This window comes from Lysinibacillus sp. Y5S-8 (genome assembly GCF_036894365.1).
GTDB lineage: Bacteria > Bacillota > Bacilli > Bacillales_A > Planococcaceae > Lysinibacillus > Lysinibacillus fusiformis_D.
In genome coordinates this window covers 449,185-471,392 of the sequence record NZ_CP145889.1, presented here as the reverse complement: position 1 = coordinate 471,392, position 22,208 = coordinate 449,185, and the positions used below count along the sequence as shown (strand labels likewise).

Annotated in this window: 20 protein-coding genes; 1 reads left to right on the top strand and 19 read right to left on the bottom strand. The window is 38.9% G+C overall.

Going from position 1 to position 22,208, the window contains the following annotated elements:
- Positions 1 to 129: 129 nt before the first annotated feature.
- From V6670_RS02235 to V6670_RS02145, 19 genes are all read right to left on the bottom strand, one after another.
- The gene (locus V6670_RS02235; protein WP_338652397.1) at positions 130 to 1,329 is read right to left on the bottom strand and encodes a glycine C-acetyltransferase; all 1,200 of its coding nucleotides are present in this window, start codon (positions 1,327 to 1,329) and stop codon (positions 130 to 132) included.
- 58 nt (positions 1,330 to 1,387) lie between these two features.
- Positions 1,388 to 2,464 carry a nucleotide kinase gene (locus V6670_RS02230; RefSeq protein WP_141903933.1) on the bottom strand — a complete coding sequence of 359 codons (1,077 nt, stop codon included), beginning with the start codon at positions 2,462 to 2,464 and terminating at the stop codon, positions 1,388 to 1,390.
- Positions 2,465 to 2,565: 101 nt separating this feature from the next.
- Positions 2,566 to 3,201 (bottom strand): YitT family protein, encoded by a 636-nt coding sequence (locus tag V6670_RS02225; RefSeq protein ID WP_141903934.1) that lies wholly within the window; start codon positions 3,199 to 3,201, stop codon positions 2,566 to 2,568.
- Between the two features lie 118 nt (positions 3,202 to 3,319).
- Entirely contained in the window at positions 3,320 to 3,814 is a 495-nt protein-coding gene (ybaK, locus tag V6670_RS02220) for a Cys-tRNA(Pro) deacylase (protein WP_036117473.1), read from the bottom strand.
- 24 nt (positions 3,815 to 3,838) lie between these two features.
- On the bottom strand, positions 3,839 to 4,564 hold the full coding sequence (locus V6670_RS02215) for a hypothetical protein (RefSeq protein ID WP_141903936.1): 726 nt from the start codon (positions 4,562 to 4,564) through the stop codon (positions 3,839 to 3,841).
- A 297-nt stretch (positions 4,565 to 4,861) separates the two neighbouring features.
- A complete protein-coding gene (locus V6670_RS02210; protein WP_338654439.1) occupies positions 4,862 to 5,437 on the bottom strand; it encodes a VanZ family protein in 576 nt (191 codons plus the stop codon).
- A 124-nt stretch (positions 5,438 to 5,561) separates the two neighbouring features.
- Positions 5,562 to 7,100, bottom strand: a complete 1,539-nt coding sequence (locus V6670_RS02205; RefSeq protein ID WP_058843613.1) for an acyl-CoA carboxylase subunit beta — start codon at positions 7,098 to 7,100, stop codon at positions 5,562 to 5,564.
- A gap of 52 nt (positions 7,101 to 7,152) precedes the next feature.
- Complete coding sequence (locus tag V6670_RS02200) at positions 7,153 to 7,935, bottom strand: enoyl-CoA hydratase (RefSeq protein ID WP_338652394.1); 783 nt, start codon at positions 7,933 to 7,935, stop codon at positions 7,153 to 7,155.
- Positions 7,932 to 8,849, bottom strand: a complete 918-nt coding sequence (locus V6670_RS02195; RefSeq protein ID WP_338652393.1) for a hydroxymethylglutaryl-CoA lyase — start codon at positions 8,847 to 8,849, stop codon at positions 7,932 to 7,934. The genes V6670_RS02200 and V6670_RS02195 overlap by 4 nt, the downstream gene beginning before the upstream one ends.
- A gap of 15 nt (positions 8,850 to 8,864) precedes the next feature.
- Positions 8,865 to 9,077 carry an acetyl-CoA carboxylase biotin carboxyl carrier protein subunit gene (locus V6670_RS02190; protein ID WP_004225532.1) on the bottom strand — a complete coding sequence of 71 codons (213 nt, stop codon included), beginning with the start codon at positions 9,075 to 9,077 and terminating at the stop codon, positions 8,865 to 8,867.
- A 65-nt stretch (positions 9,078 to 9,142) separates the two neighbouring features.
- Positions 9,143 to 10,501, bottom strand: coding sequence for an acetyl-CoA carboxylase biotin carboxylase subunit (locus V6670_RS02185; RefSeq protein WP_338652391.1), 1,359 nt, complete (start codon positions 10,499 to 10,501; stop codon positions 9,143 to 9,145).
- Between the two features lie 15 nt (positions 10,502 to 10,516).
- Positions 10,517 to 12,151, bottom strand: coding sequence for an AMP-binding protein (locus V6670_RS02180; RefSeq protein WP_338652389.1), 1,635 nt, complete (start codon positions 12,149 to 12,151; stop codon positions 10,517 to 10,519).
- 183 nt (positions 12,152 to 12,334) lie between these two features.
- Positions 12,335 to 13,477, bottom strand: a complete 1,143-nt coding sequence (locus tag V6670_RS02175) for an acyl-CoA dehydrogenase (protein WP_036117490.1) — start codon at positions 13,475 to 13,477, stop codon at positions 12,335 to 12,337.
- A 121-nt stretch (positions 13,478 to 13,598) separates the two neighbouring features.
- On the bottom strand, positions 13,599 to 14,216 hold the full coding sequence (locus V6670_RS02170) for a TetR/AcrR family transcriptional regulator (protein ID WP_089933046.1): 618 nt from the start codon (positions 14,214 to 14,216) through the stop codon (positions 13,599 to 13,601).
- Between the two features lie 306 nt (positions 14,217 to 14,522).
- Positions 14,523 to 15,575 (bottom strand): hypothetical protein, encoded by a 1,053-nt coding sequence (locus V6670_RS02165; RefSeq protein WP_338652384.1) that lies wholly within the window; start codon positions 15,573 to 15,575, stop codon positions 14,523 to 14,525.
- A gap of 39 nt (positions 15,576 to 15,614) precedes the next feature.
- Complete coding sequence (gene menC, locus V6670_RS02160) at positions 15,615 to 16,721, bottom strand: o-succinylbenzoate synthase (RefSeq protein WP_141903942.1); 1,107 nt, start codon at positions 16,719 to 16,721, stop codon at positions 15,615 to 15,617.
- Position 16,722: 1 nt separating this feature from the next.
- Positions 16,723 to 17,535 (bottom strand): GNAT family N-acetyltransferase, encoded by an 813-nt coding sequence (locus V6670_RS02155; RefSeq protein WP_141903943.1) that lies wholly within the window; start codon positions 17,533 to 17,535, stop codon positions 16,723 to 16,725.
- Between the two features lie 22 nt (positions 17,536 to 17,557).
- Complete coding sequence (locus V6670_RS02150) at positions 17,558 to 18,673, bottom strand: M20 peptidase aminoacylase family protein (protein ID WP_141903944.1); 1,116 nt, start codon at positions 18,671 to 18,673, stop codon at positions 17,558 to 17,560.
- Positions 18,674 to 18,678: 5 nt separating this feature from the next.
- A complete protein-coding gene (locus tag V6670_RS02145; protein ID WP_338652382.1) occupies positions 18,679 to 19,548 on the bottom strand; it encodes a MurR/RpiR family transcriptional regulator in 870 nt (289 codons plus the stop codon).
- 248 nt (positions 19,549 to 19,796) lie between these two features.
- On the opposite strand from V6670_RS02145, the gene V6670_RS02140 reads away from it, so the two are divergent.
- Positions 19,797 to 21,986 carry a DNA topoisomerase III gene (locus V6670_RS02140; RefSeq protein ID WP_338652380.1) on the top strand — a complete coding sequence of 730 codons (2,190 nt, stop codon included), beginning with the start codon at positions 19,797 to 19,799 and terminating at the stop codon, positions 21,984 to 21,986.
- Positions 21,987 to 22,208: the final 222 nt, after the last annotated feature.

The window sequence follows — 22,208 nt, the reverse complement described above, 5'->3', positions numbered from 1 at the left end:
GCTATCGACTACTTTCAGGTGGCTATCGATCAGTTATGAGCTACTATCGACTATTTTTTCACTTTTATCCACCACTTTCAACTTTCTATCACACAAAAAGGCTCCCCCATCCATGAGGAAGCCTTTTTCTTATTGAATAACGCCTAATTCATGACCAACTTTTTCGTAAATCGCAATCGCATCATCCAGCATTTCTTTTGTATGTGCCGCCGTTGGCATATTACGAACACGTCCTGTACCTTTTGGCACAGTTGGGAAAACAATTGATTTTGCATAAACGCCTTCTTCAAAAAGACGTTTTGAAAATTCCTGTGTCAGCTTTTCATCCCCAATGATACAAGGCGTAATCGGTGTTTCAGATGCACCGATATTAAAGCCAAGCTTCTCCAGTCCAGCTTTTAAATAGTTGCCATTATCCCAAAGCTTATCGTGTAGCTCTGTTGAATCAATCAGCATTTGTACAGCTGCTGTAATGGCTGCTACATCACCAGGTGGTAGAGCTGTTGAGAATAGGAATGGACGAGAGCGAACTTTCAGCCAATCAATTAAATTTTTCTTACCTGCTACATAGCCACCTACAACACCAATAGCTTTTGATAGTGTACCAATTTGGAAGTCAATTTCTTTTTCTAATCCAAAATGCTTCACAGTTCCTTTGCCTTTACCTGTTACACCTGAACCATGTGCATCATCGACATACGTAATTAAATCAAACTCTTTAGCAATTTCCACAATCTCAGGTAATTTAGCAATATCACCATCCATTGAGAATACACCATCTGTTATGACCATGATTTTATTGTATAATCCTGATTCTTTAGCTGCTTTTGCCTTAGCACGTAGATCATCCATATCGGAGTGATTAAACGCAATGATTTTCGCCTTTGATAAACGACAACCATCAATAATAGAGGCATGGTTTAATTGATCAGATAGAATCGCATCATTTTTATCCATCACAGCTGAAATGGCTGCCATATTACAATTAAAGCCAGATTGATAAGAAATAGCCGCTTCTGTTCCTTTAAATTCAGCAAGCTTTTCTTCTAATTTAACGTGCAAATCAAGTGTCCCGTTGATTGTACGAACAGCACCTGCACCAACACCGTATTTATCAATTGTCTCTTTGGCAATACGCTTTAATTCTTCATTTGTTGCTAAGCCAAGATAGTTGTTAGAGGATAAGTTAACAAGATTTTTGCCACGGACTTGAATAATCGGGCCATTAGCTCCCTCTACTGGATCAATTTCATTGTATAAGCCTTGTTCATGTAAGGCTTGTAGGTTTTCATCTAAAAATGCATTCAATACTTTTGACAAGCGTATCATCCTTTCCTAGGAAAACTGTTCTAGCTCCTAGTTTAGCACATGCAAGCCATTAGCTACATTACTTTGTTAATCTTTCGAATAATGGCGCTGTTTTTTCACGCCATAGGGATGCGGATAGACAATTATCCACTAGACGGCGGATTGTATATTCGGCTTCAGCATAACGCTTTGAATGACCCATTGCATCCTGGATAGCTTCTTTGTAGTGTGCTCGAACTGCCTCAATTGCTGTTTCTGCCTCCTCTGAAAGTGCACAATGTTGCCCAATATCAAAAATCCTGTCCCCTAATCTACCATCCTGTGGATCAAAGACATGGGGCTCTGTGCTATCAAAGATACAGAAATTAAGCTCTGGAATAATGACCATATCCACTGAACCTGCATCTAAACCACACCATATAATTTGTGCATCAAGACCTCTAGCATTGGCCTCATCCGCTAAACCCTTCATTAATGAAGACTTACCTGTACCAGGCTTACCTTTAATCATGAAGCGAGTCGTTATACTTTTTGTAATACTTTCAACGGTATTTTCCGCACCTCTAGGCGTTAATGTTCCAAGTAAACGATGTGTCCGTATACCCGTTTTATTTAAAACAATTGACTGGAACACTTCTGTCTTTAAATTTTCCACTTGTTCATTTAATGCCTGCCAGTTCATACAGCTTTGCGTGATAATCTCCCAGTCATCATGAAGCTTGATTGCCTGATCCAGCTTTGCAATACATTTTTCACGCCAAGTTGCACGCTCCTGCATCGCCTCAGCAAGCTGCTCCCCAACCTTTTCAAGCTGTACTTCCTCTAAACAATCATAAAAGGACATGACGCGATGCTTTGTACCGAGTAAAGTTGGCTCGATATTCCATTCAGAGGCCCATACAAAAAGTCTGTTGCAGCCCTTTACATAAACGGCCTCAACTACTTCCTCTAATAAAGCATGCTTAAACCATTCGACTGCAAAGCCCTGCTTCACATAAAAATACCCTAGCTCTTTTAACAGCTCTGATCCTTTAAATGTGGGGGCACCTTGCAAAAAGTAAACAAGCTCCGCCTCTTCTATCATCTCTTTATATAAATGTTTCACACCTTGCCCAGTCAATGCGTGTCCAAAATAATACGTTACATTTCCATTCAAATGTCGTTCCTCCTTTAGCTTCTGCCCTGCATTATATGAAAGAACGCTAAAAAAGATGAAAAGCTACTTCTATCTTTTACAGATCTAAGTAGCTTCATCGTTTAATAGAATGGCTTCATTCCTTCTATATTCCCAATACATTTCATTAATATTTTACGACAATACGGTAATGAATATTGCACAATATAGCCTGAGGTTAGAGCGATTAATACTGTCCCTACGCCAACTGGTCCTCCTAAAAGCCAGCCAACAATGGTCACCAGAACTTCGATGCCCATTCTGGCTGTTTTAATCGAGCCACCAAACTTCTCAACAAGTATCATCATTAAAGTATCTCGTGGACCTGCACCCATATTCGGTGCAATATACATCCCACAGCCAAAACTCAAAACAAATAAACCAATGATAAAATATGTAATCTGTAAGCCATAAACATCAGTAGATGGCAGCACCAAATTAAATACATCAATGAAGGAGCCGATGAGCAGCATGTTCAGCCAAGTGCCTATCTTTGGCCATTCACGTAACACAATCGATGTTGAAGCAACTATAAAGAGCCCTGTTATAATAGACCATGTCCCAATACTTAACCCAAAATTTTGAAATAACCCAACATGCAAGACATCCCAAGGGCTTGTGCCAACAATCTTCCCCTTTATGGACATCGTGATACCAAGTGACATCACAATTAGGCCACTAATAAAAAATGTCCAACGCCACCCCATTATCTTACGCATTTCCTATCCCTCTCTCTATGCATGATATTGCTCTAACTGTATCACATTTTCTATAAAAAATTGAGAGACCGCGCTTGTACTTGATTGTCCATTATACATAAAGAAACTACCCATTCTCTCATGCATGGGTAGTTGTAATAGGGGCAAGCTGTGCCTTTGTCATATTTTTCAAGTCGTCTAGCTGAACATGGATTTGCATACCTATTTTCCCCGCACTCACAATAATACTATCTTGCCCTAGGGCAGATTCATCTATTACTGTTGGATATAACTTCTTCATCCCCACTGGTGAACATCCGCCACGTACATAACCGGTATAACCAAGTAAATCCTTTACCGCTAGCATTTCGATTTTCTTTTCCCCTACTACCTTTGCGGCAGCTTTTAAATCCAGCTCCTCTGCCACTGGAATGATAAATACAAATAGCTTTTGTGCGCTTGCCTTTGCTACCAATGTTTTAAATACACGCGTGACAGGGTGACCAATTTTTTCTGCAACAGAGACACCATCAACTTGACCGTCTCCCGTTTCATATTCAATCACATCAAAATGGATTTTTTGTTGTTCTAATAATCGAATTGCATTTGTTTTCGCATGCTTTGCCTTTGCCATGTCAATAATCTCCTATCTACAGCATCAGGCTATCAAAGAGAACATAGAGTCCGTGTCTGGACGATAGCCATTTTTCGTCATTTGAACATGAGCCGCATATTTTTCCGATACCTGATGGAATGTTCTTAATTTAAATGCAGTCTCATAGTTCTTACCGAAAATTGTATCTGCAAATGGATCCAATTTCAATTCCTTCGAGAAACGTTCAGGAACCTTCACTTCCATGATGTCACGTACAAAGGATGGCTCTTCTTCGTCTATTTTGCCCTCTTCAGTATATGAATCGTTTAATATATGTTGTATTTGCGCATTCACGCTTTGTGCCACCCGTAAATCTTGAGGAGAAGGCTCTGTCGATGCTAATGCGGCATGTCGCACCTGCTCTAAAATTTGCAAGGTGTCATTTTGCTCTGGATTGGCGACAGTAGAAGATTCTGCGCTATCACTAGTACCTTCTTTATAGGATCGCTCATGAGCACGTACATTCTTTTCTGTTTGCCGCAAGTCTTCCATTATGGCTTGCTGTTGAGGAGTAACTTCTTTTGACTTTTCTTGTTGCTGCTCAAATAAATCTTGATCGGTACGCCCTAACAGTAGATTTTCAAGTTCAAGCAATGCTGGATTTTTCTTTGGCTGAAAATACATCGCATTTTTGCGATAAGCTTCTCCGGCTTCTTTTCGCTGCAAGATTTTTTTACGATTATATTGCGATGAAATTCTCTCTTGCTCCCTTAAATTTGATATTTTCATAGTTTTCACCTCGCCCTTCTATCTTCATATGCTAATAAGATACTAGATATGAAAATATCTTCTTTCACTATATCTATACCGTCTGAACAGTTTCTGTACACTCATTATCGGAATTTTCGCTATTAAATTCAAGCAAAAATTAATACTAACCACCTAAAGAGATACTAATTATTTTTAGAGGTAGGTATAAAGGCTCTATTTTTAAGCGTATAATCCTTACATTCATTTTACAGTAAGCACTCTTTAAACAAAGTTTTTATTAACGCAAAAAACAGCCCTTAAAACAGGACTGCTTTCTCATTTTTTAGGTCTAATTAAGATCCCTTTATAAGCTATATAGCCAAGCCATGCGCCAATCGTATTCAAAATTAAATCATCAATATCCGCTGAGCCCACTGTAAAAATGAATTGAATGGTTTCTACAGCAAGACTAGCAAAAAAGCCCAAACAAATAATGACCCATGCTTTGCGAAATTTTTTCGACAATAATGGCAATAAAAAACCCATTGGAGTAAAAATTAATAAGTTGCCAAGAAGGTTAACGATTATGATATCCCAATTAAAATATTGAGAGTAGTTTATATAGCGGAGAATCGTTTCAAAGGGAACAAAATTAGTAGTTAGTCGCCAACTACTATAATCAAACAAACCTAAGTCGCCGATAGAATAATCGCCTTGCAATAAAACAACTACTACATTTACTAAGCGATCAATGACCAATTTATAAAAAGCCATAAATGAATAGATGCTAAATAAGATCCACCCCATGACCTTGAGGGGCAAATAATATGTATCAATGACATCTCGATACGGTAATGGGAGCTTGGCATTACCGTGAACATCCGTTATGTTGTTTTTAGACAAGCTTAACACCCACTTCCCTTTATTCCTTCCCATATTTTAATATGCTGCTCTATGGCATGCAAGTAGCTGAAAAAATTAATCATTCAAAAAAAGCTGCCTCTTAACAGCAGAGACAGCCTTTCAATAAGTATGTTTATACTGGGTTTACCCCATGCTTACGTTGTGAGAATAATAAGTATTTGGACATATAAAGCTCTAAGCGATTTTCTAACACCTTGCGTAACTCATTCGGCTCAATGACATCATCGATGATTAGCTCTGATGCTAATCGATACACGTCAATTTCCTCTTGGTATTCTTTACGTTTCTCAGCAATGAAGCTTGCTTGCTCTTCTTTTGGAAGCTCTGCAATTTTATTGGCATAAACAGCATTCACAGCAGCCTCTGGTCCCATTACGGCAATTTGTGCATTTGACAAAGCAATACAGCAATCTGGTTCAAAGGCAGGTCCTGCCATGGCATATAGACCTGCACCATACGCTTTACGCACAATGACCGTTAGCTTAGGAACAGTCGCCTCACTCATGGCAAATATCATTTTCGCACCATGACGGATGATTCCTGCTTTTTCTACCTGAGTACCAATCATAAAACCAGGAACGTCAGCTAGGAATAACAGCGGAATATTGAATGCATCACAAAGTGAAATGAACTTCGCTGCTTTATCAGCCGAATCGTGGAATAGCACGCCTCCCTTGACACGAGGTTGGTTAGCGATGATCCCAACGGATTGCCCATTAATACGTGCAAGACCTGTAATTAATTCTGGTGCAAATAATTTTTTGATTTCACAAAATGAATCTTCATCGATAATACGTTCAATTAATTTGTACATATCAAAAGGAACATTTTGGTTTTGTGGAATTAACTCTTCAATAGATTTATCAAATGAAGCAGGTGGTTTAGGTGCCTCTATCTTACTGCGCTCAGCATAGTTATTCGGGAAGTAACCTAAATATTTACGAGCATACGTAATAGCCTCCTGTTCTGTTTTGACAAGCACATCTCCACAGCCTGATACAGAACAGTGCATTTTTGCGCCACCCATTGTCTCTAAATCTACTTTCTCCCCAATAACCATTTCCGCCATTCGAGGTGATCCTAAATACATAGAAGCATTTCCTTCTACCATGACAACGATATCGCAAAATGCAGGTATATAAGCACCGCCTGCTGCGGAAGGACCAAATAATAAGCAAATTTGTGGAACTTTCCCTGACAGCTTGACTTGGTTGTAGAAAATGCGTCCTGCTCCTCTGCGTCCTGGGAACATTTCTAACTGATCTGTAATACGCGCACCTGCTGAATCGACTAAATATAGTAATGGGCAATTCAGCTTTTCAGCTGTTTCCTGAATACGAATCATTTTTTCAACTGTGCGTTTTCCCCAAGAGCCCGCTTTAATAGTAGAATCATTAGCTAGCACACATACCGTGCGACCATGAATTTTACCTATACCTGTGACAACACCATCAGCTGGTAAATCCCCTGCTAAACAGTTTGCATAGAGGCCATCCTCTGATTGAAGACCATCATCTAGTAATAGTTCAAGACGTTCACGTACAAATAGCTTGCCTTGTTGTGCATTTTTATCATGATATTTTGGTAAACCACCTGTTAAAATTTTGTCCTTCATTGTAGGTGGCGTATTTTCTGTCGAGATATTGCTCATGTTTATTTCCTCCCTTTGCCCAATCAATTACACCAAAATCATTTTTAGCGCTTTATTTCCCTGAATATTGTGGCGCTCGCTTCTCTTGGAAGGCTAACAAGCCCTCTAATCGGTCTTCTGTTGGGATCAGTGCACTATATGCTAGTGATTCAATTTTTAACCCGGTAGCTAAATCTACCTCAACACCCTGATTGATTGCGACTTTAGCTTGCACTAGAGAGAGTGGTGCATTTTTTGCCATTTCCAGCGCAAGTTGTTGTGCCTTTTCCATTACCTCATGTTCCTCATAAACATACTCAACAATGCCATAATCTTTGGCTTCCGCCGCACTCAACCTACGTGCTGTATAAATTAATTCCTTTGCTTTGCCAAGGCCAATTAGTCGTGGAAGTCGTTGTGTTCCTCCAGCACCTGGGATAATACCGAGTGATGTTTCTGTTAAACCAAGCTTTGCATGTGTAGCGGCAATACGTAGATCACAAGCTAATGCCAGCTCCAATCCACCGCCAAATGCCACCCCATTTAGTACAGCAATGACAGGCTGAGCAAGTGTCTCAACTTTTGCCACAGTCGCACCAATCAACTGTACGATTTGCTTCACTTGTCGATCAGCCATTCCTTTACGTTCTTTTAAATCTGCTCCTGCACAAAATGCCTTTTCCCCTGCACCTGTCAGTAGGACAACACGCACTGCTGGATCTCCATTGATTTGATCGAGCATGTCGGACAGCTCACGAAGTAACTGAACAGACATAGCATTTGCAGCTTCTGGTCTTGTTAAGGTAATCAGTCCAATGCTGCCCTCTAGTAATTCAAAATGAACAAGTTGTGTCATAGTTGGTTTGCACTCCTTTCATTACGGACAATAGCCATTTGCTTCGATGCAACCGCTTTGCCCAATTTCTCTTCAATAAAGAGTGCTGCCTCTAGCACTTTCTGTCGATTTATTCCTGTTTCAATGCCCATCTCATCGAATAAATATAATAGATCCTCTGTGGCTACATTCCCTGAAGCGCCCTTAGCATATGGACAGCCCCCTAATCCGCCAAGCGCACTATCAAACTTGATAATACCCATCTCTAAGGATTTCATAATATTAGCTAGCGCTGTTCCACGTGTGTCATGAAAATGCATGGCAAAATTTTCAGCATCGTACCTTTTTAATAATGCCTCTAAAAGATACTCAACCTGTGTTGGCACGCCAACACCAATTGTGTCACCAAGCGATATTTCAGCCACACCCATTTCCAACAATTTATCTGTTACACGTAGTACTTTGTCAGGATGTATATACCCCTCATATGGACAGCCAATAACCGTTGAGATATAACCTCGAACTTTTTTCTTTGCAGCCTTAGCCCCCATTACTACTTCCTCTAATATAGGAAATGTATCGTCAATGGTTTTATTAATATTGCTTTGATTATGACTTTCACTAGCAGACATAAAAATACTTACTTCGTCTACTTCAGCCTGTAATGCACGTTCTAAGCCACGCATATTAGGTACAAGCGCTGCATAGGTAATATCCTTCTGCCGTTTAATAGCTTGAAGAACCTCAACAGCATCGGCCAATTGAGGTATCCATTTCGGATGAACAAATGAAGTTACTTCAATGTAAGTTAGTCCTGTTTGGCTCAATAAATTCACTAATTGTACTTTATCAACTGTTGTAATATGCGTTTTTTCGTTTTGTAAACCATCACGGGGACCAACTTCTTTGATCATGACATGCTTAGGTAGCTGCATTAAAGAAGCCTCCTCTTATTCAATTTCTAAAATATCATCGTCAACGTTAATGAAGTCTCCCTCATTGGCAATGATCTTCGTTACCACGCCATCCTCTTCTGCTGCAATTGGAATTTCCATTTTCATCGACTCTAAAATAGCTACATCTTGGCCTGCCGTCACTTTCTCTCCTTCTGTTACGACGATTTTCCACACTGTACCTGCCATACTTGCTTTTACTGTTGCCATTATCCTTCACTCCTAATTTTAGTCATACATTCGCCCTTCCAAGAAGCACGAATGTATGAAAGTTGTTATTTCGTTTCTGCTAATTGCGGTAAATAATATTGCTCTACAAATTTAGTCGTTGTATTCCCTTTTAAAAATTGTTCATGTGTAACGGTTTTTAACAGCATCGGAATATTCGTTTGAATACCCTCCACTTTATACGCTTTCAGTGCTTGGATTAATCTCTCACAGGCAATCTCCCTTGTTTCTCCCCACACCACCAATTTACTAATCATTGGATCATAGAATGGTGTGACTGCTGAACCAGTCTCTACACCACATTCATGTCGAACCCCTTCGCCTGTTGGTAATTCAAGAACCGTAATGGTACCTGGAGAAGGGAAAAATGTGGAGGGATTCTCTGCGTATATACGCACTTCAATCGCATGCCCATCTTTAGTAATACTTTCCCTAGTAAATGTAAGAGGTAGTTTTGCCGCAATTTTTAATTGCTCTTCTACTAAATCAAGCTTTGTAATTTCCTCTGTGACTGGATGCTCTACCTGTAATCTTGTATTCATTTCTAAGAAATAAAAGTTTTGATCTTTATCCACCAAATACTCGATCGTTCCAGCATTGACGTATCCAATGTGTCTCACAGCCTTCACTGAAGCCTCTAGCATCTTATCTCTTGTCTCTTGTGAAATGAACGGTGATGGGGCTTCTTCCACCACTTTTTGATTTCTTCGTTGAATAGAGCATTCCCGTTCAAATAACGGAACTATATTGCCTTGGTGATCGGCAATTATTTGCACTTCTACATGGTGAGGATTAGCGATAAAACGCTCCATATACATCGTGCCATCACCGAAAAATGATTGCGCACGCTTTTGATTTCCCTCGAATGCTTTAGCCAGCTCCTCGGCATTGTCAACTAGCTGCATCCCAATACCACCACCGCCAGCAGATGCTTTTAACATAATTGGATAACCTAAACGTTCAGCGATTTCAGTAGCTTCTGCAACATCCTTTACAGGAGCCTCTACTCCTTCTACAATAGGCACGCCAGCAGCTTGCATTGTTTTACGTGCCTCTAATTTACTGCCCATTGACGCAATGACTTCCGCACTTGGTCCGATAAACACTAAACCTGCCTCTGTACAACGTCTCGCAAAATTCACATTCTCCGATAGTAAACCATAGCCTGGATGAACAGCCTCTGCGCCACTCTCTTTTGCAATTTCAAGAATGCGGTCAATGTTTAAATAGCTTTGTGCAACGGGTGGCTTCCCTACACAATAAGCTTCATCCGCATCTTTTACATGTAAGCTATCAGCATCTGCCTCTGAGTAAATAGCAATCGTATGAATATTTAGACGCTTGCATGTTCTGATTACCCGTCTAGCAATCTCCCCACGATTTGCAATTAATACCTTGTTGAACATAGTCACTGCCCCTCCTTACTTTACGGTCATAACAAAATCTTCTCGTAATTTATATTTTTGAACTTTTCCAGATGCAGTCATAGGATAGTTATCGATAAAGAAAATATGTCGCGGAATTTTATGTCTAGAAATTTTGTCCCTACAATAATCTCGAATTTCTTCCTCTGTTGCCTGTTCGCCATCTTTTAAAATGATCCAAGCTGCCGCCTCTTCTCCATATACAGGGTCAGGGACACCAGCAACCTGTACGTCTGAAATTTTGGGATGCGTGTAAAGAAACTCCTCAATCTCCCTCGGATATAAATTTTCGCCTCCACGAATAACCATATCTTTCAACCGTCCAGTTACACGGATATAGCCCGCTTCATCCATCGTTGCTAAATCTCCAGTATGCAGCCAGCCAGCCTCATCAATAGCAAGCTCTGTTTCCTCTTGGTTTTTATAGTAGCCCTTCATGACATGGTAGCCTCTTGTACATAGCTCTCCTTGTTCATTTGTTGGGGCCTCCTCAGTCGTACCAGGAACAACAATTTTCACTTCTAAATTTGGTAACGCACGACCAACCGTTTCCACTTTTAATGTTAACGGGTCATCCGTTCTAGTTTGTGTAATAACTGGTGATGATTCCGTTTGGCCATAGCAGATTGTAATATCTTTCATGCCCATTTTCTCTATGACTGCTTTCATGACCTCAATCGGGCAGTTTGAACCCGCCATTACTCCTGTCCGTAAAGTTGACAGATCGAAAGACGCAAAATTCGGTAAATTAAGTTCGCTAATGAACATCGTTGGCACGCCATGTAATGCTGTACATCGTTCTTGCTGAACGGTCCTTAGTACTTCTTCAGGTGAAAATTCTTGTACTGGTACCATCGTGCCGCCACTCGTTGTAATGGCTAATGTCCCTATGACACAACCAAAGCAGTGGAAAAATGGCACTGGAATACATAAACGATCTTCTGCGGTTAACTGCATACATTCTGCAATGTTGACTGCATTATTGACTAAATTCAAATGCGTTAACATCACACCTTTAGGAAAGCCTGTTGTACCAGATGTATATTGAATATTAATGACATCATCATAATGAAGAGATTGCTCTCTTTGATCTAGCTGTTCCTCGGTTACTTGCTCAGCAGCAGTCAAAACATCTGACCAATTGAGTACACCTGGATATTTGGTTTCGCCGATTAAAATAACATTTTTTAATAAAGGTAGTCGCTTTGATTGCAAATTACCTGGTTCACAATGTTCAAGCTCTGGACATAACTCTTGCAGTGTATGAATAAAAGAATGGTCTCGATAATTTTCAACTAAAAAAATCGTTTTGGCATCAGATTGTTTTAATAGATACTCCAACTCGCTTGCACGATAATTGGTATTTACCGTAACGATAGGAGCACCCATCTTCCCCGTACCAAATTGAAGCTGCACCCACTCAGGTACATTTGTTGTCCATACTGCGATATGGTCACCTTTTTCAATTCCTAAAGCCATTAAACCCCTCGCCACGAGTCGTGCTTGACGATTTAGCTGCTCATAAGTCATGCGTAAACCCCTATCAGCATAGACCAACGCTTCGTTTTGCGGATACTTTTTAGATTGTTCATCTAGCAACTGACCAATGGTTTGATACACAAGCTCTGCCATGAAGATCCCCCTTATTCATGCTATTTAACTTCTTTCAGCAGAAGTCTCCCAACTTTATAGATGGTGAGATGAGTGCTGATTTAAGCTACTGTTCAGCGGGTGTCACGGAATCGGAAAGGACTGCTTTGTGCAAGCACAAAGCCAATTCCGGACACAATTATGCTAAGGCATAATTGATTTTGATTAACAGCCAATTAGACGAGAAATGACGAGACGTTGAATTTCAGATGTTCCTTCACCGATTTCCATTAACTTAATGTCACGTAAATGGCGTTCTACATCATATTCCTTCATATACCCAGAGCCACCATGAATTTGGATAGCTTGATTACATGTACGGAAGCCCATTTCAGAAGCAAATAGTTTAGCCATCGCCGCTTCTTTGCCAAATGGTTTCTTGTGATCTTTTAGCCATGCCGCTTTATGTACTAATGTACGAGCAAGCTCTATTTCCATCGCCATATCGGCTAATTTAAATTGGATCGCCTGTAGCTTCGAAATAGGTGCACCAAATTGTTCACGCTCCTGTGCAAACTTCAATGCTTTTTCATAGGCAGCCTGTGCAATCCCCACAGATAGTGCGGCAATAGAAATACGCCCACCATCTAGTGTGTTTAAAAACTGGCTAAAGCCTCGTTTTTCATCCCCTAATAGATTTGCTCTAGGGACACGAACATTTTGCAACACAATTTCACATGTATTGGAGCCACGTACACCCATTTTGTCATAATTACAGTTAATCGTTACACCTGGTGTGTTTGTTGGCACAATAATAGAGGAAATAATTTTTTTACCATCTTCACGTTTACCCGTTACTGCAGTTACAATAATTTGTCGAGCGTACCCTGCATTGGTAATCCAGCATTTTTCTCCGTTAATAACATAGTCATCGCCATCAATAACGGCTGTAGTACGTGTGCCACCAGCATCTGAACCTGCATTAGGCTCTGTTAAACCGAATGATCCTAATGTCTCACCTTTTGCTAATGGAACTAGCCATTCCTGCTTTTGTTCCTCCGTGCCGAAATTGTAAATTGGTGAAGCTCCTAAGCTAACAGCAGCTGCATAGCTTAGTCCTGTACCCCCACATGCTCGACCAATTTCCTCAACAGCTAAAGCATAGGACACCGTATCTCCACCTGAGCCGCCATATTCTTCAGGAAATGGGATACCCAATAAGCCTAGTTCTGCCATCTTCTTAAAGCTCTCTATTCTCATTGTTGATGTCTCATCAACCTCACGAGCATACGGTTTAATCTCTTTTTCAGCAAAATCACGCACCATGTCTCGAATCATCTCTTGCTCTTTTGTTAATTCAAAATTCATCCCTAATCCCCCTAATGTCAAATTTGCCATAAATAGATGGAATTCAATGATCATCACTTACAGATAAATACCGACTAGTCGGTTTGTAAAAACAAATAATAAAACCAGTGTTTCCTACTGGCTACCCCTTTATCATAAATTGTTTAGCTTCATCCATTGCTTGTTCCGTCACAATAGCACGCAATACCATATCAGTAAAAACATCTGTGATTTGCTCCATTGTTAATGGCCCCGATTGCTTAAACCATTTGTATGTCCAGTTAATCATCCCGACAATTGCCATCGTGACAATCGTACAAGGTAATTCTGTACGAAAAACCTTTGCTTCCTGGCCCTCTGCTATTACTTTTTGCAAGATGTCTCGATAGTGATCTCGTTTTTTATGAATAATATCACTATATTCATCTGAGAGTGAACGACTCTCTTCATAAAAAATCGTAATATGTGCTTGATACATATCGAACACTTGTGTCAGCGTTTGCAGCATGGCACATAGACGTTTAATAGGTGTATCGTATTGGTCATATGCATCCTGTGATTGTTGAATAACATATGAAATAAAGACATCATGAATTTCATATAACAGTTCATCTTTTGATTTAAAATTATGATAAAATCCACCCTTTGATGCCCCAATATAATCCACAATGCGATCCACCGTTACATTGTGATAACCATCTTGCTGAAACAATTCAACTGAAGCTTCTACAATTCTTTGTTTTAACGTTTTCTTTACCATAAGCACCTATCATCCTTCATCTAGCTCTATACTCCATCACTCCTTATAATCAGGAAAAACTACTCAAATCCATAGATTATTCTATTTTTTCCTAATTATAAAAATACTATGACAACATAAATATAGCATTCTCAAAATTTGGTGTCTAGCAACAAATAGCTTTTTTCTATAATTTCGAGCATAACGTTTACTTAAAACAGCATTCAACGATTTCACGAACACAAATTAACTGTATGATGTACATTTTGTTTTCATTACAAAATACAAAAAATTTCCCTCGTTTTAACACAAGGGAAAAATTCCTCTTTATAAAACTTTCGGTAGTTTACGTAGCCATGAAATGATAACAGCAATAATTAAGGCAAAACCTAAGTAGCCCATTGTTGAATAGACTTTACCAACCAATGTAGTAAATCCTACTAAACTTGCAGCAAAACCTATTAATCCAATAACTACAATACCCACTTTAAAATATTTATGGTCTGGTGCAATAAAACGAACTGTAAATGAATAGAACATTCCCACCGCAGTATTGTACATCATGCCTAATAAAGCGATGGACATTAAGACTCCTACTACAGGGTGAATTTGTTTTGCTAATTCTAATGTTGGCATTGCTACTCCATCGACAACATTTATTTTAGAAAACATTGCTATATTGATGAGTACGATTAAAATACCTAGCATTATACCGCCAAGTAGTCCACCTCTACCAGCAACTTTGCGATCTGTTACTGTTCCACCCATCACAATTAACATTGCTGCACCCGCAGCGATATTATAGGAGACATAAAGTAGTGCTCCCATTAGCCAATTGGACGCTGCAGATGGTTGTGCTTTTGCTAAAGCATTTTGCTCTGCAATGGATAAGTCCATTGTAAAAATAGAATAAATCAAAATAATAAAAATTATACCCATTAAATAAGGGGTCACCAATGCTATCAAATTAATAATATTATTAACATTTAATAGTAATGTTAGTATTGTTATAACGACCATAAAAATACTGCCGACCATTGGATTGATGCCAAACATTTGATGAAATGTCGAGCCTGATCCAGCAAACATGACAACAGCGACACCAAATAAGAAAAACGTGATGATGATATCTAAAATAATACCAACATATCGTCCTCCAATACGATAGATAACCTCTTTATGTGATGTTGTTTGTAGATCTGTCCCTAATTGCGCTAAACTCATCCCTAAAAATGCAAAAGCAATTGTGGCGACAATGGCACCTATAATACTGTACAAACCAAAGCTTGTAAAATACTGCATAATTTCCTGACCCGATGCAAACCCTGCTCCAACAATTAAGCCTACAAATGCTCCACCTATCTGCCAACTTTTTTTCATAGAACACCTACTATTCTAATATTTGAAACTGAAGTCTATTTATTGATATGTTTTCTGCGCGACTGTTAAGGAATTAACCGTTTCCCTATTTATTTCATAACCTATCCCTACTTGCTGTGGTACTTCAATATAACCACCTTTTACAACTATTTCTGGTTCAATAATATCCTTTTCCCAATAACGATTTGATCCAGCAGTATCTCCCGGCAATATAAAATTCGACAACGTTGTTAAGGCCACATTGTGCGCACGACCAATACCAGATTCCAACATGCCCCCGCACCATACAGGAATGTTATGGGCCTCACAATAATCATGTATTTTTTTTGCTTCTGTTAAGCCACCTACACGACCAATTTTTATATTAATAATTTTTGTGCTCCCTAACTCGACAGCCTTTCGTGCATCTTCTAACGAATGGATACTTTCGTCCAAACAAATTGGCGTTTCAATTAATTTTTGCAATGAAGCATGATCGATAATGTCATCTGAAGCAAGTGGTTGCTCAATCATTGTTAACTGAAATGCATCAAGTTGTTTCAATGTTTCTGCATCTTCTAGTCGGTAGGCTGAATTTGCATCAGCCATAAAGGCTACATCAGGAAATATTTCCCTTAATGTACGCATAACCTCTACATCCCAGCCTGGTTTTATTTTGATTTTCATGCGTTTATAGCCTTCCTTTACATAGCCGTCAACTAACGCAACTAACTCCTCGATTGAATTTTGTATTCCAATACTAATACCTACTTCAATTTCATCCTTTTTACCACCAAGTGCTGCTGCTAGGGATTGGCCAGTTTGCTGCGCATATATATCCCAAATAGCTCCTTCAATCGTTGATTTTGCCATATTGTTTTTGCGAATTGGCTCAAATAATTGGCTCACTTCATCTGGGTGATGAATCTCTTTATTTAAAATAAGAGGAATTAGGAAATCTTCGAGCATATGCCAGTTTGTTTGAAGTGTTTCTTCATTGTACCAAGGTGAATGAAAAGCAACCGATTCTCCCCAACCAATCAACCCGGATTCATCTTTAGCCTCAAGGACTAAAAAGTCTCTCTCTTCAAACGTGCCAAAGCTTGTTGTAAACGGTGCTTTTAACTTCATCTTCAATTGTCGTATTGTGATTTCTGACATTTTCATATTAATTTACCCCTTCCAAATTTAAAGCTGCTTTTTTCACTAAAACATATTCGTTAAAGTATTCTTGTTGTTGCAATAGAATAGCGGTATAGCCTGCTGAAAATAGCTGCTTTAGTATATTTCTTGTTTTGAAACGCCAATCCAATGCTAAGCTAGGATTTTGTACTTTTAAAGCTTGAAAGTCCTTAGGTACAGGTAGCGTATAAAAATCTTCAGTAAATTTTAAATTTTCAGTTATTTTTAAGCATAATAAACCTTGCTTTGTAAGTTCACAGCTTGCCACAGGCATTGCATTTGCTACTTCTATTACAGTATCGTTCACCACATAATCTGAAGTTAAATGCCAGCTTACCTCAAATCGATCAGAAGGAAGCCCTTTATTTAAGCCATCCTGCATTTCACCGTAGCAATTTTCAATATAGGTATAACAAATACCTTTTAATTTAGATAGATTAAGATAAGCATTCCGGGTTTCAAGGGGGTCAAATGTCCATACCATTAAATCATAGCCTCGATCAATAGCAATTGCTCGCTGTTTGTACTTTAACTTTTCACCTATGCCAAGGGATCGATATTTTTCATCAATCCCTAACATATGAGAGCATAGATAGCTTTTGCCTTGTCGAAAACCCGAAAAACCATAACTAAAACCAACTAATTTATCTTCTTGATAGGCTCCTACAACGATGCCCCCATTTTTCACTGCTGTAAGCGTTTGGTGGAGAGGAATAGCAGGCATTCCCCACACATCAAACTCTAATTGCTGAACTTGCTCAAGTTGTTCTATTGTTTTGATTTCCCTAATATCTATCATACCTATCTCTTCTTTCTATTCTTTATAATGCTCTCAAAATAGCTTTTGTCATAATATTTACACCTATTAAAAGCCGATCTTGATTAAAGGTCATTTGAGGATGATGTAAGCCTGGAGTAACCCCGCAACCTAATCCAAGCATTGTTGCTTTAAGCTTTGGACGTTCATAGGCATAAAAATGAAAATCCTCCCCTCCTGGTGTCACAATTGGTGAAGCACAAGCCTTTTCTCCAACTACATCAATAATAGCTGCCTTCATATGCTGTAAGGCTTCATCATTCACTACCGCTGCTACTATATGGGCATCTACCTGTAAAAATATCTTGGCTCCATACATCGCTTCAACAGATGCTTTTACACGCTCCACACCCTCTGTGATTACTTGCATCACTTCATTTGTTTGAGCTCGTGCATCAATACTAAAAGTTGCTTTACCAGGAATGATATTTGTAGAGGTGCCTCCTGCATTAAATTGTGTCATTTTGACAGAGGCAGAGATATTTGGATCCGTCCAAATTTTTTGAAGACCTTCGACAATAGCTGCTCCGACTTCAATTGCATTAATGGCAAGTTCTGGTCGTGCGCCATGTGCCTCCTCCCCAATAATGGTCCCTGTAAAAAGCTTTGCTGCTCCATGATACAATGCAGGCGCATACGTCCCATCCTGTAATTCCTTTAATGGTCGAACATGAACACCGAATAAATATTCTAAATCATCCATAATACCTTTTTCGACAAATGCCCGCGCTCCTTGGGCCTTTTCCTCAGCAGGTTGAAATAGAATGCGCACAGCACCTGAAAGTAGATGCTCCATATTCTTTAACAGCAATGCAGTCCCAATAGCTATCGTCATATGACCATCATGTCCACAAGAATGGTTAGCTTGAAAGACACCATTAACCTCCTGCCAAAGCGCATCTATATCCGTGCGAAGCCCTACTTTAGGTATTCCATTACCAATATCAACATAAAGCCCTGTCATATCTTCAAAAAGATGCGGCTCCATTTGGGCTTCTCTCAATAAATTTGCTATATATTGTGTTGTATTATGTTCTTGCCAGCTAACTTCTGGATGTTCATGTAAATGTTTAAAAATATCTGCCAGACGTGGCTGTAACTCTTGTAAAACTTGGTTCATAGTAGTCAACTCCATCGGTTTGCTAAAAAGCTATTTTCGAAATCATCATATTTTACGCGCTGATTTTCATAGTAGTCATGATTTTGTGCAGTCATTCCTGCTATTAGAGTATTTAAAAATGCTATAAGTGCTGGCATAGCATCTATTGTGGACACTTCTTGTTGTTGTTCGTTCACAAAGGTAATGGTTGCATATTGGGTAATAGGTGCAATTTGTGAATCCGTAATGCCAATAATTTCGCATTTTTTTTCTTGTATTTCAGCTGCAAATTGGATCGGTTCTTTAAAGTAACGGTGGAACGATAAAATAATAACTACGCTATCCTCATCAATCTCTTGGATTGCACGTATGACCTCACTTGTCTCAAAATTTAACAGTACAACATTTGGTCGCAAAAGATTTAGTGTAAAGTGGAACCATTGTGCAGCTAAATGAGAGGAGCCAATCCCTACAATATATATTTTTTTCTTCTCATGGAGCAATACTGAAGCTCGATTAAAATCTTCCTCATCAATGTTTTTAGCCATATATAAAATGCGAGATGCATCCTTTTCCATAGTCTTTACATAAAAACGTGGATTTTCAAAAAAAGCCTGCTTAGATTGCAAATAATTTTGTAAACTACTTTCATTTCCTTCATTAAATAAATGCATTGTCACCTGACGTTGCAATTGTGCATAACCAGATAAGCCTAATGCGTAACAAAAGCGAATAACTGTCGTTTCACTTACGCCAGCCTTTTCCCCTACATATGAAGCGGAGTGAACTCCTACTATCTGTAAATTTTTTAATATGAATGTAGCTACCTTTTGCTGACTTTTGGACAACTCTTGATATTTCTCCTGAATCATTTGCTGAATTGTTTGATTCCCCATAAAAGAAGTGCATCCTTTTTTTATTAATATTTGAAGTCTTCGCTTCATTTTATGTACACTAGCCTAGCACATTTATTTTCTGAATTCAATGTTTTTTCTGAAATTTCTATTTTCAGTACTGTAACAACTCCAAGTCTGACATGTTTACTCTTTTCATCGATATTTAGCAAATTTCGCTACAGTTCAACTGCCAACCCACTCAACCTATGCTATATTTAAAACCATGGAACTATGAAAGGGTGTTAACAATGGCAAAGAGCGTAGTAATCGCTGAAAAACCTTCTGTAGCACGTGACATTGCACGTGTACTGAAGTGTAATAAAAAGGGAAATGGTTTCCTTGAAGGAGATAAGTATATCGTTACTTGGGCGCTTGGACATCTTGTCACACTAGCTGACCCTGAAAGTTATGATGTGAAATATAAAACGTGGAATCTTGAAGATTTACCAATGCTACCTGAACGCTTAAAATTAACAGTTATCAAACAAACTGGGAAACAATTTAATGCGGTCAAAAGTCAGCTTACACGGAATGATGTAAACGAAATTATCATTGCAACAGATGCTGGACGTGAGGGTGAATTAGTAGCTCGCTGGATACTCGATAAGGTGAAGATCAAAAAGCCACTAAAACGCTTATGGATTTCCTCTGTAACAGATAAGGCAATAAAAGATGGCTTTGCTAATCTAAAGCCAGGCAAAGCCTATGATAATCTTTATGCCTCTGCTGTAGCTCGTTCTGAGGCAGATTGGTATATCGGGCTCAATGCTACTCGCGCTTTAACTACCCGCTTTAACGCACAGCTGAACTGTGGACGTGTACAAACACCAACTGTAGCAATAATTGCGACGCGCGAAGATGAAATTAAAAACTTTAAAGCACAAACTTATTATGGGATTGAAGCACAAACAACGGACAACTTGAAGCTCACTTGGCAAGACCAAAATGGTAATAGTCGTAGCTTTGATAAAGAAAAAATAGATACATTGGTAAGAAAACTAGGAAATAGCCATGCCATCGTCGCTGACATTGAAAAAAAACCTAAAAAAACATTTGCCCCAGGTCTCTATGATTTAACTGAATTACAGCGTGATGCCAATAAAATCTTTGGCTACTCAGCGAAAGAAACATTGAATATTATGCAAAAGCTATATGAGCAACATAAAGTGTTAACTTATCCACGTACGGATTCTCGCTTTATTTCTCAAGACATTGTAGCCACAATACCTGAACGCTTAAAGGCTTGTGGTATAGGTGAATATCGCTCCATCGCCAACAAACTGCTTACTAAACCAATCAAGCCAACAAAAGCCTTTGTCGATGATAGCAAGGTATCTGATCACCACGCGATTATTCCAACAGAGGGCTATGTGAATTATTCTGCTTTCTCGGATAAAGAACGTAAAATTTATGATCTAGTTGTAAAGCGTTTCCTAGCTGTGCTGCTGCCAGCTTTTGAATATGAACAGCTAACACTTCGTGCAAAAATTGGCGAAGAAAGTTTTATTGCTCGTGGAAAAACGATTTTATTAGCTGGCTGGAAGGAAGTGTATGAACATCGTTTCGAGGATGAGGACACAGCAGATGATGTAAAGGAACAAATACTTCCCCGTATTGATAAAGGAGATATTTTAAAAATAAAACTTCTTGCTCAAACATCTGGTCAAACAAAGCCACCTGCTCATTTTAATGAAGCCACTTTGTTATCAGCCATGGAAAACCCAGCAAAATATATGGCAACAAGTGATAAAAAATTAGCCGACACATTAAAATCTACGGGTGGTCTTGGTACAGTGGCAACACGTGCTGACATTATTGATAAGCTTTTTAATTCTTTCTTAATTGAAAAGCGTGGTGGCAAGGATATTTATATTACCTCTAAAGGTCGTCAACTACTCGACTTAGTGCCAGAGGAATTAAAATCACCTGCGCTCACAGCGGATTGGGAGCAAAAACTTGAGCTTATTGCAAAGGGCAAGCTAAAAAAGGATGTATTTATTAGCGAGATGAAAAATTATACGAAGGAAATTGTTACGGACATTAAAGGTAGTGACAAAAAGTATAAGCATGATAATATCTCTACTAAATCCTGCCCAGATTGTGGTAAACCGATGCTAGAGGTAAACGGCAAAAAAGGAAAAATGCTTGTTTGCCAAGATCGTGAGTGTGGTCATCGTAAAAATGTCTCACGTACTACAAATGCACGCTGTCCTCAATGCCATAAAAAATTAGAGCTTCGTGGAGAAGGCGATGGTCAAATTTTTGTGTGTAAATGTGGTTATCGTGAAAAATTATCAGCCTTTGAGGCAAGACGAAAAAAAGAAGGCGGAGGTAAGGTTGATAAACGCTCCGTACAAAAGTATTTAAAACAACAAAAAGATGAAGAGCCTGTAAACAACGCCCTTGCTGAAGCATTGAAAGGGTTAAAGCTTGATTAATGAACAAGAGCAAATTCACACTAAGTGTGAATTTGCTCTTTTCTTATGCATACTCATTCCATCTAAACATATCTTTAATTGACTGAATATTCTATCTTAAAGGAGGTTTTTAATGGAGGCAAAAAATTTTAGACCACGTAATGTGATTTTTATGACGATTGTTGTTGGTGTATCTGTATTAATTGGCCAAGCTATTTATGTCCTGTTTATTGATGTACCTTT